We start from the raw sequence: 15,911 nt of genomic DNA, 5'->3' as shown, positions 1-15,911 counted from the left end.
CCCGGGTGAACCATGTACAACGCCCCCGACCCCCCACCGATTCCACCCCCACGGTGACCCCGACCACCGGACACCCCACCCCAAACCACCCACCACCCCAGGAACCACCCATCCACCCCGTTGACGTGGGGGGTGGGTCAGAGCCAGCCGGAGCGGCGGAAGAGCCGATGCAGGGTCAGTGCGGCGGTTGCCATCACCAGCAGCGCTCCCGCGTAGCCGTAGCGCCATTGCAGTTCGGGCATGTTGGTGAAGTTCATGCCGTAGATCCCGGCGACGGCGGTCTGGGTGGCGGCGATCGCGGCCCACGCGGCGATCTTGCGCATGTCGTTGTTCTGCTCGACGGCCAGCTGCGCCAGCCGGGACTGGAGGATCGAGTTGAGCAGGTCGTCGTACGCGCCGACCCGGTCGACGGCCCGGGCCAGGTCGCTGTCCACGTCGGCGAACCAGCGGCGCAGGGCGGGGGGTGGGCCGTCGGGCTGCTGCCCGAGCAGCGCCCGCAGCGGCGCCTGCAACGGCAGCACCGCCCGCTTGAACTCGACAATTTCCCGCTTGAGCTGGTAGATCTGCTGGATGTCGGCGGACCGGTCGCGGGCGAAGACCGTCTCCTCCAGCCGTTCCAGGTCCGTCTCGACGTGACCGGCGACCTCCAGGTACAGCTCGACCATTCGGGCGCAGACCGCGTACGCCACCGCCCAGGGCCCTTCGGTCAGCACCGCCGGGCGGCGCTGGATGTCCTCGCGTACCGTGGCGAGCGCTCCGGCCGCGCCGTGTCGGACGGTGATGACGTACCGGTCGCCGAGGAACACCATCACGTCGCCGGTGTCGATCACCTCGGAGGTGTCGGTCAGTTCGGTGTGTGCGACGTAGCCGGCGGTGCGCAGCACCAGCAGCGTCACGTCGCCGTGCCGTTGCAGGGTCGGCCGGTGTCCGTCGGCGAGGGCCTGTGCGACGCTGTACTCGTCGAGGCCGAAGGTCGACCCGACCGCGGCCATCACCGCCGGCGTCGGGTCGTGCAGGCCCAGCCAGACGAACGGCCGCCGGCTGTGGCGGCACTGCGCGTACGCCTCGGCGTAGTGCGGGCGCCCGGGTTGGCGCCGCCCGTCGACGTAGATGGCGCAGTCGACCACGGCGTCCGGATTGGACCGTGCCCCGACGCCCATGGCGTCCGTGGTCGGCCGGCTCCATGGGCGGCGCAACAGGGCGGGCAGCCGCCCGAGCCATCGGGTCTGCACGGGTCGCTGGTCCACCGTTCACCTCCGCCACACCGGAACTGACGGCAACCGTAGGCGATCTTCCGGCTGCCGGTGGCGCGGGGGCGGCGGTCAGGGGAGCAGGGTGGCGAAGACGACGACGTTGTCCAGGTAGGAGCGGGTGTGTTCGTCGAACTGGCCGCCGCAGGTGATCAGGCGTAGCCGGGGCACGGCGCCCGCGCCGTAGACGAGGTCGGTGGGGAACCGGGCCTTCGGGTACGACCCGACGCCGTCCACGGTGAACGTGGCGGTCCGCGCGTCTGAGCGGGTGACCTGGATGCGGTCGCCCGGCCGGAGCCGGCCGAGGGCGAAGAAGACCGCGGGGCCGGTCTCCCGGGAGTCGACGTGCCCGACGACGACGGCGTTGCCGGCCTCGCCGGGGCTGACCCCGAGGCGGTACCAGCCGGCGACGGCGGGCCGGTCCGACGGCGGGACCTCCAGTTCGCCGGCGGTGCTGGCGCCGACCGGCACCAGGTCGGCGCGTACGTCGATCGCTGGGATGGTGATCCGGACCGGCGTGGCGTGGGGCAGCGGCGTCCCGGGTACGGTGCCGCTGCCCGTCGCCGAGTCGGTTCCGGTGCCCGGGGCGGCCCGGGGTGGTGGTGGGTGTGTGCGGGCCGCCCCGAGGGCGAGTAGTCCGGCTCCGGCGACGCCGGCCAGCGCGATCAGCGCCACGGCGGTCTGTGGAATCCGGTCGCCGGTGGGCATGTGCGCCTCCTTGGCGTTCGCGGCGGGTGCCCGCGGCGGCGTGGGCCGGCGCGGGCACCCGTCTCAGGATGGTGGTGACGTATGTCGTCAGGCGTGGTTGACCGCGTGGCGTCGGCGGCGGGCCAGGAGCAGTGCGCCGGTGGCCGCGGCCCCGACGAGGGTGCCGCCGGTTGCCAGCAGGCCGCGGTTGTCCGCGTCGGTGCCGGTGCCGGCCGGGGCCCCGCCGATGGGGGTGACGGTGAATGTCGCGCTGCCTGAGGAGGTCCCGTCGCCGCAGGTCGCCGTGACCGTGTACGTGCCGAGGGTGAACCCGGCGGTGAACAGTTCGGCGCTGAGCCCGCCGCCGGCGGCGGCGGTGGTGGACCGGACGTTCTGGTCGCGGTCGGGGCCGGTGACGCGGAAGAGCGCGTCGCCCGACTTCGGGTTGCAGGTCGAGGTGAGCACCACGGTCCCGCCGACGGGGGTGGTGGCCGGTGACACCGTGGTGTCCGCGAGCGCGGCGACCGGGAGCAGGAGCGTGCCGAGACCCACGCCGAGCGCCGCCGATCCGAGAATTGACTGTGTCTTCATGCGCGTCTTCCCTCACTTTTCGTCCGCTGACTGCGTGGGACGTCGTTCGGGTGGCCAACTCCGTGACTAGCACCGGTGTGCCCAACACTAGGAGGGTTGGGTCCCCGATCCGGTGAAAACGAGAATTCTTCGTTGCCGTCACGTGTCCACCCGGGCGGCATGAGAGCTGCGGAAACGGCGGTGCTGGCGCTCGTCAGCCCGGCGGTCCGGGTCGTACCAGGCCGGTCTCGTAGGCGAGGACCACGGCCTGGACGCGGTCCCGCAGGCCCAGCTTGGTGAGCACGGCGGACATGTGGGTCTTCACCGTGGCGGTGCTGACGTGCAGTCGGGCGGCGATTTCGGCGTTGGACAGCGCCTGCGCGGCCAGCACGAGCACTTCCGTCTCCCGCGCGGTCAGCGCGGCCAGGCGTCGGGGTGCCCGCGGGTCGGCGGGAAGCCGGTCGACGAACCGGTCGAGCAGCCGGCGCGTCACCGTCGGGGCCAGCAGGGCGTCGCCGCGCGCCACGATTCGTACCGCCTCGGCGAGGTCGGCGGGCCGGGTGTCCTTGAGCAGGAACGCGCTGGCGCCGGCGCGCAGCGCCGCGAACACCGGCTCGTCCAGGTCGAAGGTGGTGAGCATGACGACCCGGGCGGGGTTTCCCCGCGCCACCAGGTCCCGGGTGGCCTCGATGCCGTCGCGGCGCGGCATCCGCACGTCCATCAGCACCACGTCGGGGCGGTTCCGCTCCGCCAGGGCGACCGCCTCCACGCCGTCGGCGGCCTCGCCCACCACGGTCAGGTCCGGCCGCGCCTCAATGATCATGGCAAGGCCGGCGCGGATCAGGTCCTGGTCGTCGGCGATGAGCACCCGGATCGTCACCGGGCCTCCCGCACCGGGAGCCGGGCCCGGACCCGGAATCCGCCCGCCGGCAGCGGACCGGCCTCCAACGTGCCGCCCAGCAGCCGCGCCCGCTCGCGCATGCCGACGACGCCGCGGCCCAGCCCTGTGGTCGACCGGCGGTGCGGGCCCGGGCCGTCGTCGACGACCTCCACCCGCAGCTCGCCGTCGCCGTGGCGGACGGTGACGTCGACCCGGTGGGCCCGGCCGTGCCGCAGGACGTTGGTCAGCGACTCCTGCACGATCCGGTACGCCGACAGCTCCACCCCGTCGGGCAGGGCGCTGCCGACGCCGGCACGGTCGACGGTTACCTGCACCCCGGCCGCCCGCACCGCCTCCACGAGGGTGTCGAGCTGGGCCAGGCCGGGCTGTGGGCGGTTCGGTTCGGCCCCGTCGTCGTACGCGCTGAGCGCCTGGAGCATCGCGCGCAGCTCGGTCAGCGCGGAGCGGGCGGCTTCCTGGATCGACCCGAGCGCGGCCCGAGCCTGGTCCGGCCGCAGCTCCAGCACATCCTCGGCGGCGGCGGCCTGAACGGCGATGACCGCCACATGATGCGCCACCACGTCGTGCAGCTCGCGGGATATCCGTGCGCGCTCGGCCACAGCGACCTGCCGGCGCAGCGCGTCGCGGCGTTCGGCATGGCCGCGCTGCACCTCGCCCAACGCCCAGGCCGCCACGAGTCCGGCCAGCGCCAGCAGCAGGTCCCGCCCGCCGCCGTCGACCAGCTTCCAGGGCGTGCCGGCGGCCAGCAGCCCCAGCGCCACCAGGGACACCCGTGGCGGACGCAGCCGCGCCAGGTAGGCCAGCGGCACGGCCACCAGGCCCAGCCAGCCGAGCTGCGGGCAGAGAACCTCCAGGCCGGCGCCCGCGACCGTCGCCACCGTCAGCGCCGCCACGGGCCGCCGGCGGATCCACAGCAGGCAGCTCGCCTGCGCGGCGGCCAGCCCCCACGCCGCCGCGATGTCACCGCCGGACTGCGCGACGGCGGCGACGGGCAGCGCCACGGCGAGGACGACGAGGGCGAGACCGGCGTCGACCAGCAGGAGGACGGTGGGACGGGACCAGCGGCACATGGCCGGAATGTTAGGCGGGCCCGACGCCGGGCTCATCGGCCGCGAGACGGAGATCCGGCCGCCACCCCGCCCGGAGACGGAGCGCCGAACCGTTCCCGCAGCCGATCCGCGCGGGACGCGGCCCCGCCTACCGTGCCGGAGAACGCAGAACCACCGGGCGGCGCACGCCGACACCCGGCCCACTCACGGGAGGCGCATCGCGATGATCACCGACACGACCGGCCGGCCGGCCCCCACCCCGTCCTGCGCGGCGGCCCGGCGCCGGGCCCGGGCCCTGGCCGTCCTCGCCGCGACGGGGGCCACCCACGCCGTCTGGTACGCCGCCACGGGACCGGCCGGCATCGACGTCGAGGTCCGGTCGGGCACCGGGCCGCAGCCGGTGGGTCCGGGGGCCGTGGCCGCCGCCACGCTGCTGGCCGGCCTCGCCGGCTGGGCGCTGCTCGCCCTGCTGGAGCGCCGGACCCGGCGGGCACGTGGCCTGTGGACGGCGGTCGCGGTCGCCGTCCTGCTGCTCTCGCTGGCCGGGCCGGTGACCGAGGGCGTCGGCACGGCCGCGACGGTCACGCTGCTGGCCCTGCACCTAGCGGCCGGGGCCGTCCTGATCCCGGTACTCGGCCGCGGCGGCACCCGGCGCCCCTGACCGGCCCGGCTCACACTGCCCGGCCCAGCCACTGCCCGGCCGGGCAGTGGCTAGGTGCCCGGCCCGGAGCCGGCCGGCGTTATGCCCCTGGCAGAGCGTGCCGGGCCCACCCACCCTGCCGGTCCAGACTGGAGGCGACGCCCGGCCGGGACGGCCGGGCCCGATCCGGGGGAGGCGCCGTGGCGATGATCGACCAGGTGCGGGGGCCGGCCGACTGGCGGGCCGACCAGCTCGCCGACGGCGGGCGGTGGCGGCTCACGGTCGACGACGCCCAGCGCGCCGAGCTGCGGGCCGCCGTCGCCGCCGTGGAGGCCGCCGGCGTACCCCTCGACGGGATGTCCCGGGCCGACTTCCCGCTGCCGGCCCTCGGCCCGGAGCTGGCCCGGCTGGCCGCCGAGGTGACCGGCGGCTGCGGCGTCGGGATGGTGCGGGGTCTGCCCGTCGCCGGGCTGACCGAACGCGGGTGCGAACTGCTCGCACTCGGCGTCGCCGCCCACGTCGGCCGGCTCGTCCCGCAGGGGCCCGACGGCGCGGTCCTGCGGCACGTCCGCGACCGGGGGGCCGACCCCGACCGGCCGACCACCCGCAGCTACGAGCACCGTCGTGGCATCGGATACCACGCCGACCCGACCGACGTCGTCGCGCTGCTCTGCGTCCGGCCGGCCCGCAGCGGCGGGCTCAGCACGGTCGTCAGCTCGGTGGCGGTGCACAACGAGGTCGTGCGCACCCGCCCCGACCTGGCCCGGCTGCTCTACCAGCCGTGGTGGTACGACCGGCGCACCGGCGACGGGCCGGACAGCTTCGCCCGGCAACCGGTGTACGCCCGCGACGGCGACCGCCTCGCCGCCCACTACGGGCCGGACTACATCCGCTCGGCCCAGCGGGGCGCGCACGTGCCGCCGCTGACCCCGGCGCAGCGGGAGGCGATGTACACCCTGGACCGGCTGCACGCCGACCCCCGGTTCGCACTCGGCATGGACCTGCGGGCCGGGGACATGCAGTTCCTCGACAACGGCGTCGTGGTGCACGCGCGCACCGCGTACGAGGATCATCCCGAGCCGGAGCGGCGCCGCGACCTGATCCGGCTCTGGCTGGACGCGGGCCGACGCTGACCCGCCCGGCTCAGCCGGCGGGCAGCGGGACCGGACACCGGCGCGACCAGTTCAACGGCTACCTCCAGCAGGCGGTCACTCGCCCGTGTGGCCGTCGATCAGCTCGCGGACGACGTCGAGGTGCCCGGCGTGCCGCGCGTACTCCTGCAGCACGTGGAACAGGATCGCGGCCAGCGTCGGCCGGGCGGCCGGGTCGGTGAACCGCCCACCAAGGGCGGCCGGCGCGTCCAGCGCGGCGTCCCCGACGATGTTCCTGGTCCGCGCCCCGCCGCGGTGCAACGCGGCCACCACGTCGGCCACCGTCTCGTCGGGGCCGACGTGCCAGCGCCCGTCCAGCTGGTCGCCCCACGGGTCGGGCACCGGCTCGCCGAGGAACCCCCACACCAGCCAGCGGCGTTCCATGAACGTCAGGTGCCGGATCAGCCCGACCGGCGTCCAGCCCGACGGCACCCGCACCGACCGGGCCTGCGCGTCGGTCAGCCCGGCGAGCCGGTCGGCCACGGCCTCCCGGTAGAAGTCCAGGTAGGTGAGGAAGAAGGCGGGCACGTCCGACGACGGCCCCGGCTCCGGCAGCAGCAGGCTCATGGCCGGGAGTATGGGCCACCGGCCGGTCACCGCGGGCGGCGTCCCCCGGTGACCGGCCGGCGGCGCGGCGCTGGTCCCACGCGGTGGCGGCGACGAAAATCCCTCGACCCCGGCGGTACGGTGGGGCGATGATCGAGATCCGGACCGAACGGCTGGTGCTGCGGGGCTGGCGGGACAGCGACCTGGCGCCGTGGGCGGCGATGAACGCCGACCCGCAGGTGCGCGAGTTCCTCGGCCCGGTGCTGACCGCCGAGGAGTCCGCCGCGTCCGCCCGTCGCTTCCAGGCCGACCTCGACGCCAGGGGCTACGGCTTCTGGGCCGTCGAGGTCCGCGACACCGGCGGCTTCGTCGGCTTCGTCGGACTCGACGACGTCGACGAGGGGATGCCGCTCACCGGCGTGGAGGTCGGCTGGCGGTTGGCCCGCCCCGCCTGGGGCCACGGCTACGCCACCGAGGCCGCCCACGCCGCCCTGCGCCACGGCTTCGACGACCTCGGGCTGCCCGAGATCGTCGCGATCACCGCCGTCGGCAACGTGCGTTCCCAGGCGGTGATGCGGCGCCTCGGCATGACCACAGACCCGCGTGAGGACTTCGACGACCCCGAGGTCGAGTCGGGCCCGCTGCGCCGCAGCGTGCTGTACCGCCGGCGCGCAGGCTCCTGACCCACGGCAGGCCGGGTCAGCCGCGCAGCCGGGCCTGGAGCGTGTACGTCTGCGGCAGCCGCCAGGGCCGGTCGGCGAGCCGCCACTCGCCGGGCCCGGCGCGTTCCGTCCGCCCCGGCAGGGCGTCCCACGGTGCGCTGTCGTGCTCGGTGAGCATGGTCAGCTCGAACCCCGCGTCCAGCAGGGCGGTGACGACCTCGCCGAGCCCGTGGTTCCACTCGTGGGTCACGTTGTGCGTGAACGTCTCCTCGGTCGTCACGTACGTCCCCGGGGCCTGGAACACCATCGGCTCCGTCCGCTCGAAGTACGGGAACTCGACGGTGAGTAGCCCGTCGGGGCGGGCGTCGTCGACCGTGAACAGCATCGGGTGGCCCTCACGCAGGAACAGCCGCCCGCCGGGGCGCAGCAGCGTGGCGACCACCGACGCCCAGCGGCGGATGTCCGGCAGCCAGCACAACGCCCCGATGCCCGTGTAGACCAGGTCGAAGCCGCCCGGCTCCAGCGCCGCCGCCGCGTCGTACACGTCGGCCTCCACGAAGTCGACCGCCGCGCCGGCGCCTGCGGCGAGGCGACGGGCCTCGGCCAGGGCGGTGGGGGAGAAGTCCAGCCCGGTCATCCGGGCCCCCAGGCGGTGCAGCGACACGGTGTCGGTGCCGATGTGGCACTGCAGGTGCACCCCGCGCAGGCCGGTGAGGTCGCCCAGGCGCGGCTGGTCGAAGCGGACCACCTCGCTCAAATGCCCGGGGTCGGCGAGGAACCGGTCCAGGGCGTATTCCGGCGACCTGGCGTGGGCGGGCGCCCGTTCGTCCCAGCTGGCCCGGTTGACGCTGCGATAGTCCGTCACGGCGCGACGGTCCCACACCTGCCGCTGCGGTTTCAACGGGGATTCACGGGGCGGCGGCGGCCTCCGGCCCGTGCCACAATCATGATCATGGACACGGGGATCGCCACTGCGGACGTCGCGGGCACCTGGACGCTGGGCGACCGGACCGTCAACCGGATCGGCTTCGGCGCGATGCGGCTCACCGCGACCGCCGACGGCCGGCCCAGCGACCGGGGCCGGGCGATAGCGGTGCTGCGCCGGGCCGTGGAGCTGGGCGTCAACCACATCGACACCGCCGCCTTCTACTTCTCGCCGCTGCGCTCCGCGAACGAGCTGATCAACGCGGCCCTCGCGCCGTACCCCGACGACCTGGTCATCGCCACCAAGGTCGGGCCGGGCAAGGACCCGTCCGGGCAGTGGCTGCCGCTGGCCCGGCCGGACGAGCTGCGCGGCCAGGTCGAGGAGAACCTGCGTCAGCTCGGCCGCGACCACCTCGACCTGGTCAACCTGCGCCAGGCCGGCCTGGAGTCGGTCGCCGAGCACTTCGGCGCGCTCGCCGAACTGCGCGACGCCGGCCTGATCCGGCACCTCGGCATCTCCAACGTCCGCCCGCACCACCTGCCCCAGGCGCAGGCCGTCGCCCCCGTGGTCTGCGTGCAGAACGCGTACGGCCTCGGCTTCCGGCCCGGCCACGACCAGTTCGTCCGCGACTGCGCCGCGCAGGACGTGGCGTACGTGCCGTTCTTCTCCATCGCCACCACGGGCCGGGAGGCCGGCGCGAGCGGCGACGAGGACCCGGAGGTCCGCGCGGTCGCCGCCGCCCACGGGGTGTCCACCGCCCAGCTGCGGATCGCCTGGGCGCTGCACCGCAGCCCGAACATGCTGGCCATCCCCGGCACCGGCAACCCCGAGCATCTGGTCGCCAACGTCGCCGCCGGGGCGCTGCGGCTCACCGCCGAGGACCTGGCCCGGCTGGAGGCCGTGCACCAGCGTGGCGAGTGACGCCCCCGGCCGTCCCGTGACCGGTGGTCGCCCGTCGGTGCCGCACCCGGCCGGGCGGTGTGACAGCGTGTCGGGGTGAACGATTCCGCGCCGGTCGCCGTCGACCTTGCCCTGGTCGGCGGCGGCGGTGCCGGGTCCCTCGTGCTGGCCGCCCTGGGCCGGCACGGCGTGCGGGGGCTGCGGGTCGCGGTCGTCGACCCGGTGCGCAAGCGCGGCCAGGACCGCACCTGGGCGTTCTGGGGCCGCCCCGGCGCAGACCTGGACCCGCTGCTCAGCGCGAGCTGGGACCAGGTCGAGGTGACCACCCCGGCCCGCCGCCGGGTGCTCGACCTCACCCCGCTGAGGTACGCCATGCTGCGCTCCGCCCCGGTCTATGCCCGGGCCGCCGAGGCCGAGCGGCACCTCGGGGCGAGGCGGATCGACGCGGCGGTGACCGGACTGGACGACGACGGCGCCGGGGTGCTGGTCCGGGGCGCCGACGGGGTTCCGCTGGTCCGGGCGTCCTGGGTGCTCGACTCCCGCCCCCGCCCGCCGGCCCGGCCCGGCCGCACGTCCTGGTTGCAGCACTTCCGTGGCTGGTGGGTGGAGTCCGGCGGGCCGCTGTTCGACCCCGCCCGGGCGGTGCTGATGGACTTCCGCACCCCGCAGCCCGGGCGGGGCGTCTCCTTCGGCTACGTGCTGCCGGTCAGCGACCGGTACGCGTTGGTCGAGTACACCGAGTTCTCCCCGGACCGGCTCGCCGACGACGGGTACGACCGGGCGCTGCGCGGCTACCTCGGCCGGCTCGGCCTGGACCCGGCCGCGCTGACGGTGCGGGAGGTGGAGGACGGGGTGATCCCGATGACCGACGCCCCGTTCCCGCGTCGCCCCTCGCCCCGGGTGGTCCGTCTCGGCACGGCCGGCGGCGCCACCCGCCCCTCCACCGGGTTCACCTTCTCCGCCATGCTGCGCCAGGCCGACCAGGTGGCCCGCGCGCTGGCCGCCGGCCGGCCGCCGGTGCCCGCGCCCGCGTACCCCCGGCGGCACCTGTGGATGGACGCGGTCGCGCTGCGGGCCCTGGACACCGGCCGGGTCGGCGGCCCGGAGTTCTTCGACCGGCTGTTCGACCGCAACCCCGCCGAGCGGGTGCTGCGTTTCCTCGACGGCGACACCTCGCCGGGGGAGGACCTGGCGGTGATGCGGTCCAGCCCACTGCTGGCGATGACCTCCGCCGTCGTCGGCGACGCCGCCGGGCGGCTTCGTGGCCGGCTGCGCCGCCCCGCCGGCTGACCCGTCGCGGGGGCCGGGGTCGGGTCAGCCGACACGCGCGGCGACCGCGTCGCGGATCGTGACGCGCAACCGCTCCAGCGGGTCGCCGTCGCCGACCGCGAGCCGGTTGCGCGTCGCCGCCACGGTGAGCCCCTGGTCCGGGTACGCGGTCGAAGCGTCCGGTCATGGTGAGGCAGCCTGCCAGAGGGCCGCGGCCGGCGCCGCCCGTTCTCGACGGTCCGGTCTACGGGGGCGCGGGGCGTACCCGGTAGGTTGCGGGCATGGTGGACGTGGCGGCCGACAGGGTCGTGGAGATCTGGACCGACGGGGCGTGCAGTGGCAACCCGGGCCCGGGCGGCTGGGGCGCGCTGCTGCGCTACGGCACCCACGAGCGGGAGCTGTGTGGCGGGGAGGTGACGCCGACGACCAACAACCGGATGGAGCTGATGGCCGCGATCCAGGCGTTGGAGAGCCTGACCCGGCCGGTCACCGTGCGGCTGCACACCGACAGCACGTACGTGCGCAACGGCATCACCAGCTGGCTGGCGGGTTGGAAGCGCAACGGCTGGTTGACGGCGGCGAAGCAGCCGGTCAAGAACGCCGACCTGTGGCAGCGGCTGGAGGCCGCCTGCGCCCGGCACCAGATGACCTGGCTGTGGGTGAAGGGGCACAACGGCCATCCCGAGAACGAGCGGGCCGACGCCCTGGCCAACCGGGGGATGACCGAGGCCCGGACGGTGACCGCGACCCGGTGAGGTCACGCGGCCTTGTGTCGATCTGCATCGATAGGTAACGTTGCGGATCGATTGCGTCACTCACAGTTGTCACGGGAGGTGTCCGCGTGACCGCGACCGCCGCTACCGACCTGCCCCTCTGGCCGCCGACCAACCCCGACCACGGCCCGTTCGCCCTGCTCGACGAGGAGGAGCGCGGTCGCCTGGACGAGCCCGTGACCCGGGTCCGGCTGCCGACCGGCACCACCGCCTGGCTCGTCACCCGGCACGCCGACGTGCGTCAGCTGCTGCGCCACCCCGCCTTCAGCGCCAATTTCGAGAAGCCGGGCTTCCCGCTGCTGCGTCCGTTGCCGCCCCAGTCCGAGCTGGACCGTCAGGGCGCCTTCATCCGGATGGACGGCGACCTGCACACCCGGCTGCGCCGGATGCTCACCGCCGAATTTATGATCAAGAATGTTCGGCGGATCGAGCCGCTGATCCAGCAGACCGTCGACGAGGCCCTCGACGACCTCCAGGCCGCCGGCCCGCCCGCCGACCTGGTCGAGGCGTTCGCCCTGCCGGTGCCCTCGATGGTGATCTGCCACCTGCTCGGCGTCCCGTACGCCGACCACGGTTTCTTCCAGGCCCGCAGCCGCACCCTGCTCGACCGCACCGCGCCCGTGGAGCGGCTCCGCACCGAGGTCCGGGAGCTGCGGGACTACCTGCGCGAGTTGGTCCTCGCCCGGCAGGCCGACGCGGACGCTCCCACCGACCTGATCGGCCGGCTGGTCCGCGACCGGGTGGCCAGCGGCCAGCTCACCGTCGACGAACTGGTCGGCATGGCGCTGCTGTTGCTCGTCGCCGGCCACGAGACCACGGCCAACATGATCGGCCTGAGCACCCTGCTGCTGCTGCGCGAGCCGGGAGGCCTCGACGCGCTGCGCCTGCATCCGGACCGGGCCCCCGCGCTGGTCGAGGAGCTGCTGCGTTACCTCAGCGTGGTCCGCACCGGCCTGCCCAGGCTGGCCCTGGAGGACGTCGAGATCGGCGGCCGGCTGATCCGGGCGGGGGAGGGCGCGATCGCCGTGCTGTCGCTGGCCAACCGCGACCCGGAGGTCTTCGGGGTCGCCGACGAGTTCGATCCCTACCAGCAGGCGCACCAGCACCTGGCCTTCGGCTTCGGGGTGCACCAGTGCATCGGTCAGCCGCTGGCCCGCGCCGAGCTGCGGATCGCTCTGGTCGAGCTGGCCCGCCGCTTCCCCCGCCTGCGCGCCACCGTGACGCCGGAGCAGGTGTCCACCCGCGAGACGTCGGTCGTGTTCGGCCTCAACAGCCTGCCGGTGACGTGGTGACCGGGGGCGGCACGATGCGGATCGAGGTGGACCGGGACCGCTGCTGCGGGTCGGGCAACTGCGTGCTCGCCGCGCCCGAGGTCTTCGACCAGGACGAAGCCGACGGCCTGGTGCTCCTGCTCCGCCCCGCCCCACTGGCCGGGGCGGCCGACCGGATCCGCCGCGCCGCCGACCTCTGCCCGGCCGGCGCCATCCGGCTCACCTGACCTGGGTGTTCAAGACGTTTGCGTCGGTCCGCAGCTCAGGCCGACGCAAACGTCTTGAACACCGGACGCTGCGGCGCCGGGGTGGGGGGTCAGGTTTCGCGGGTGGGGTCGGTGGTGCCGGAGACGGCGTCGACGTCGTAACCGGCGCGGCTGGTCTCCCGTGCGGGGCGGGCGTTCTCGGCCGGCAGGTCGGCGAAGTCGTCCCCGGTGTCCTCGGTCGTGCGCAGCGACTCGCCCGGCGGCCGCAGGGACGCCTCGTAGGCGGTCGCGCCGTCGGGCTCGTCGCTGCTGGCTCGGTCGAAGCGTTCCTCACTGGTCATGCCGCAGTCCTGCCCGCCCCGGCCGGCGGCAAACGTCCCCCGGCGGCTCGCACCGTCGCGGCCCGCCCGTCGCGGGGCCACGGTGTTCGATGGCAGCGTGTTTCAGCCATGCTGTCCCGGTCGACGTCGCCCGTCCGGTGGCCGCCCGTTCAGGTGACTTCCACCGGTCGGCCTTCGCACTGTTCAACGCCCCAAGAACGCCACCACGGCCGGGGTGTCTCCGCTTCGCCTTCGGCCCGGCTCGTCACCTGCGCTGCCCGCCAGCCGCTGGGCCGCCGCCGCTGCGGTGGGGCCTGCGGGGCTGCCGTGTTGCGGCGGGGCGGCGAACCGGGGTGACCGGCAGGGACCAGTGCGCCGGCCGGGCCAGTGCCGGCGGCAGCCCGGTCCGGTGGTCGCCGCGGGCCGCGTCGGCCTGCGACTGGTGCAGGAACAGCGCGCGCCGCAGGTCCGCCCCGCGCAGGTCGGCGCCGCGCAGGTCCGCGCCGGTGAGGTCGGCGAGGGAGAGGTCCACGTCGCGCAGGTCCGCGCCGAGCAGGACGGCACCGCGCAGGTTCGCCCCGACCAGGTCGACCCGCCGCAGGTCGGCGGCGACCAGTACGGCCCCCCGGCGGTCGAGCCCGGCCCGGTCGCCCCGGGCCAGCTCACCGGCCCGGGACAGCAGCGGGTTAACCTGCCCCCGGTGCGCGTCGACGTCCAGCCCGAGCAACTCCCGCGGGCTGCCGGCCGTGAGCCGCCGGGTCTGCGCCACCGCAACGCCCAACTCCTCGCGCAGCGGGCCGGGCGGGGTCAGCGCGACCGCCTCGGTCAGGTACCACAGCAGCTCGTGCAGCGGACGCATGACCGCGAACGTGTCGAACATCCGCGCCGCGGTGTCCGGGGCGGACCGCCAGTCCCGACCGGCGAAGGTGACCTGGGCGACCTGCTGTCCCGCTCCGAAGCAGTCGAAGACGGTGCATCCGGGAAAGCCCCTGTCCCGCAGGTCCCGGTGGATGCCGCAGCGGAAGTCGCCGCCCAGGTTCGGGCATGGCCGCCCGGCCGGCTTGTCGACGGCGAAGTCCGCCGACGCGGCGAAGGCGGGCGCCACGCAGCACAGCCCGAAGCACCGGGAGCAGTCCGCCCGCAGGTCGCCGCCGGTGGACGGTGACGGCGTGGGCTGGGGTGTTCCGGACACGGTGGGTGTTCTCCTACGGGGGTGAGGCGCCGGGGTGCTCCCTCGGGTTCCCCCATTGTCCTGCCGTCCCCCGTGACCGCGGGCCGGGGGTGCCGCCGGGCACGCTGTCTCCCGCCCCCGTCGCCGGGGCAGGTGTGGCCGGCCGCAGGGCGGGTAGCCGCCGCCAATGGAACTGGTCGAGGAGTCGCCGTTCCGGTTCCGGATCGACCGGCGCGACCCGATGCGGGTGCCCGGCGTCGTCTTCGCCTCCCGTGCGCTACTTCCCGACGTCGGCGCGGACCGGTCTCTGGAACAGGTGGCGAACGTCGCCACCCTGCCCGGCATCGTCGACGCCTCGTACGCGATGCCCGACGTGCACTGGGGGTACGGCTTCCCGATCGGTGGCGTCGCCGCCACCGACGTCGCCGCGGGCGGGGTGGTGTCCCCGGGCGGCGTCGGTTTCGACATCTCCTGCGGGGTGCGGTTGCTCGCCGCCGACCTGGACCGGGCCGACCTGCCCCGGCTGCGCGACGCGCTGATGGACGGCCTCGACGCGGCGGTCCCGCGCGGCATGGGCCGGGGCGCGGTCTGGCACCTGGCCGATCGGTCCGAGCTCGACGCGGTGCTGCGCGGCGGCTCCCGCTACGCCGTGGAACGCGGCCACGGCGTGCCGCGTGACCTGGACCGGTGCGAGGATTTCGGCGTGGTCGACGACGCCGACCCGGCCCAGGTCAGCGAGCGGGCCGTGCAGCGCGGCCAGGGGCAGGTCGGCAGCCTCGGCTCGGGCAACCACTTCCTGGAGGTGCAGGCGGTCGACGCGATACACGACGAGGCGGTGGCGGCGGCGTTCGGGCTGCGCGCCGGCCAAATCGTCGTGATGATCCACTGCGGGTCGCGGGGGCTGGGCCACCAGATCTGCACCGACCACGTCCGGGCGATGGAGCAGACGATGCCCCGGCACGGCATCGAGGTGCCGGACCGGCAGCTCGCCTGCGCCCCGGTCGACTCCGCGCAGGGGCGGTCCTACCTCGGGGCGATGGCCGCCGCCGCGAACTACGCCCGGGCCAACCGGCAGCTGCTCACCTCCGCCGCCCGCCGGGTGTTCCGGCGGGTCACCGGCAGCGGGCTCGACCTGGTGTACGACGTCTCGCACAACCTCGCCAAGGTCGAGACGCACGGGGTGGACGGCGTCGACCGGCGGCTCTGCGTACACCGCAAGGGCGCCACCCGCGCCCTGCCGCCCGGGCATCCCGACCTCCCCGCCGACCTGCGCGCCGCCGGTCAGCCGGTGCTCATTCCCGGCTCGATGGGCACCGCCTCGTACGTGCTCACCGGGGTGGCCGGCGGCCCAGCGTTCGCGTCCACCTGCCACGGCGCGGGCCGGGTCCGCAGCCGCAGCCAGGCCATGAAGACCGTGCGGGGGCAGGAGCTGCGCCGGGAGCTGGAGGATCGGGGCATCGCGGTGCGCGGGGCGTCCTGGCGAGGGCTGGCCGAGGAGACGCCGGAGGCGTACAAGGACGTCACGGCCGTGGTGGACGTCGCCGAGCGGGCGGGTCTGTGCCGCCGGGTGGCCCGGCTGGTGCCACTGGGCGTGGTCAAGGGCTGACCCGCGGGCCGGAC

At 75.1% G+C, this 15,911-nt stretch carries 18 protein-coding genes; 9 read left to right on the top strand and 9 right to left on the bottom strand.

Features of this window, described 5'->3' with window-relative positions:
• Positions 1-137: 137 nt before the first annotated feature.
• The 5 genes from ACH4T9_RS29285 to ACH4T9_RS29265 form a co-directional block, all read right to left on the bottom strand.
• Positions 138-1,247, bottom strand: a complete 1,110-nt coding sequence (locus ACH4T9_RS29285; RefSeq protein WP_396674171.1) for a magnesium and cobalt transport protein CorA — start codon at positions 1,245-1,247, stop codon at positions 138-140.
• A 75-nt stretch (positions 1,248-1,322) separates the two neighbouring features.
• A complete protein-coding gene (locus ACH4T9_RS29280; RefSeq protein ID WP_396674172.1) occupies positions 1,323-1,958 on the bottom strand; it encodes a class F sortase in 636 nt (211 codons plus the stop codon).
• Between the two features lie 87 nt (positions 1,959-2,045).
• On the bottom strand, positions 2,046-2,528 hold the full coding sequence (locus ACH4T9_RS29275) for a hypothetical protein (protein ID WP_396674173.1): 483 nt from the start codon (positions 2,526-2,528) through the stop codon (positions 2,046-2,048).
• A gap of 193 nt (positions 2,529-2,721) precedes the next feature.
• A complete protein-coding gene (locus ACH4T9_RS29270; RefSeq protein ID WP_396674174.1) occupies positions 2,722-3,387 on the bottom strand; it encodes a response regulator in 666 nt (221 codons plus the stop codon).
• Positions 3,384-4,478, bottom strand: a complete 1,095-nt coding sequence (locus tag ACH4T9_RS29265; RefSeq protein WP_396674175.1) for a sensor histidine kinase — start codon at positions 4,476-4,478, stop codon at positions 3,384-3,386. Before ACH4T9_RS29265 ends, ACH4T9_RS29270 begins: the two co-directional genes overlap by 4 nt.
• Positions 4,479-4,680: 202 nt before the next feature.
• Here ACH4T9_RS29265 and ACH4T9_RS29260 point away from each other — a divergent pair, with 202 nt between their 5' ends.
• Complete coding sequence (locus tag ACH4T9_RS29260; protein ID WP_396674176.1) at positions 4,681-5,118, top strand: DUF6069 family protein; 438 nt, start codon at positions 4,681-4,683, stop codon at positions 5,116-5,118.
• Between the two features lie 185 nt (positions 5,119-5,303).
• Positions 5,304-6,230: a TauD/TfdA family dioxygenase gene (locus ACH4T9_RS29255; protein ID WP_396674385.1), complete on the top strand. Its 927-nt coding sequence runs from the start codon at positions 5,304-5,306 to the stop codon at positions 6,228-6,230.
• A gap of 75 nt (positions 6,231-6,305) precedes the next feature.
• Here the strand turns inward: ACH4T9_RS29255 and ACH4T9_RS29250 are convergent, their stop codons facing one another.
• A complete protein-coding gene (locus ACH4T9_RS29250; protein ID WP_396674177.1) occupies positions 6,306-6,815 on the bottom strand; it encodes a DinB family protein in 510 nt (169 codons plus the stop codon).
• 128 nt (positions 6,816-6,943) lie between these two features.
• Between ACH4T9_RS29250 and ACH4T9_RS29245 the strand changes: the two genes are divergently transcribed.
• Positions 6,944-7,477, top strand: a complete 534-nt coding sequence (locus tag ACH4T9_RS29245) for a GNAT family N-acetyltransferase (RefSeq protein WP_396674178.1) — start codon at positions 6,944-6,946, stop codon at positions 7,475-7,477.
• A 16-nt stretch (positions 7,478-7,493) separates the two neighbouring features.
• Here ACH4T9_RS29245 and ACH4T9_RS29240 read toward each other — a convergent pair whose 3' ends face one another.
• Positions 7,494-8,321, bottom strand: a complete 828-nt coding sequence (locus tag ACH4T9_RS29240) for a class I SAM-dependent methyltransferase (RefSeq protein ID WP_396674179.1) — start codon at positions 8,319-8,321, stop codon at positions 7,494-7,496.
• 87 nt (positions 8,322-8,408) lie between these two features.
• On the opposite strand from ACH4T9_RS29240, the gene ACH4T9_RS29235 reads away from it, so the two are divergent.
• From ACH4T9_RS29235 to ACH4T9_RS29215, 5 genes are all read left to right on the top strand, one after another.
• Positions 8,409-9,302, top strand: coding sequence for an aldo/keto reductase (locus ACH4T9_RS29235; RefSeq protein WP_396674180.1), 894 nt, complete (start codon positions 8,409-8,411; stop codon positions 9,300-9,302).
• A gap of 75 nt (positions 9,303-9,377) precedes the next feature.
• Positions 9,378-10,571: a lycopene cyclase family protein gene (locus ACH4T9_RS29230; RefSeq protein WP_396674181.1), complete on the top strand. Its 1,194-nt coding sequence runs from the start codon at positions 9,378-9,380 to the stop codon at positions 10,569-10,571.
• 260 nt (positions 10,572-10,831) lie between these two features.
• The gene (gene rnhA, locus ACH4T9_RS29225) at positions 10,832-11,305 is read left to right on the top strand and encodes a ribonuclease HI (protein WP_396674182.1); all 474 of its coding nucleotides are present in this window, start codon (positions 10,832-10,834) and stop codon (positions 11,303-11,305) included.
• Between the two features lie 86 nt (positions 11,306-11,391).
• The gene (locus tag ACH4T9_RS29220) at positions 11,392-12,615 is read left to right on the top strand and encodes a cytochrome P450 (RefSeq protein WP_396674183.1); all 1,224 of its coding nucleotides are present in this window, start codon (positions 11,392-11,394) and stop codon (positions 12,613-12,615) included.
• The gene (locus tag ACH4T9_RS29215; protein ID WP_396686872.1) at positions 12,609-12,821 is read left to right on the top strand and encodes a ferredoxin; all 213 of its coding nucleotides are present in this window, start codon (positions 12,609-12,611) and stop codon (positions 12,819-12,821) included. The genes ACH4T9_RS29220 and ACH4T9_RS29215 overlap by 7 nt, the downstream gene beginning before the upstream one ends.
• Positions 12,822-12,910: 89 nt before the next feature.
• On the opposite strand, the gene ACH4T9_RS29210 is transcribed toward ACH4T9_RS29215, so the two are convergent.
• Positions 12,911-13,141, bottom strand: coding sequence for a hypothetical protein (locus ACH4T9_RS29210; RefSeq protein WP_396674185.1), 231 nt, complete (start codon positions 13,139-13,141; stop codon positions 12,911-12,913).
• A gap of 244 nt (positions 13,142-13,385) precedes the next feature.
• Positions 13,386-14,312 (bottom strand): pentapeptide repeat-containing protein, encoded by a 927-nt coding sequence (locus tag ACH4T9_RS29205; protein WP_396674186.1) that lies wholly within the window; start codon positions 14,310-14,312, stop codon positions 13,386-13,388.
• A gap of 166 nt (positions 14,313-14,478) precedes the next feature.
• Between ACH4T9_RS29205 and ACH4T9_RS29200 the strand changes: the two genes are divergently transcribed.
• Positions 14,479-15,897, top strand: a complete 1,419-nt coding sequence (locus ACH4T9_RS29200) for an RtcB family protein (RefSeq protein WP_396674187.1) — start codon at positions 14,479-14,481, stop codon at positions 15,895-15,897.
• Positions 15,898-15,911 lie beyond the last annotated feature (14 nt).

Source organism: Micromonospora sp. NPDC020750, assembly GCF_044334565.1.
Lineage (GTDB): Bacteria > Actinomycetota > Actinomycetes > Mycobacteriales > Micromonosporaceae > Micromonospora.
Note: the sequence above shows the minus strand (reverse complement) of the source record. Positions and strands in the feature narration are given on the sequence as shown.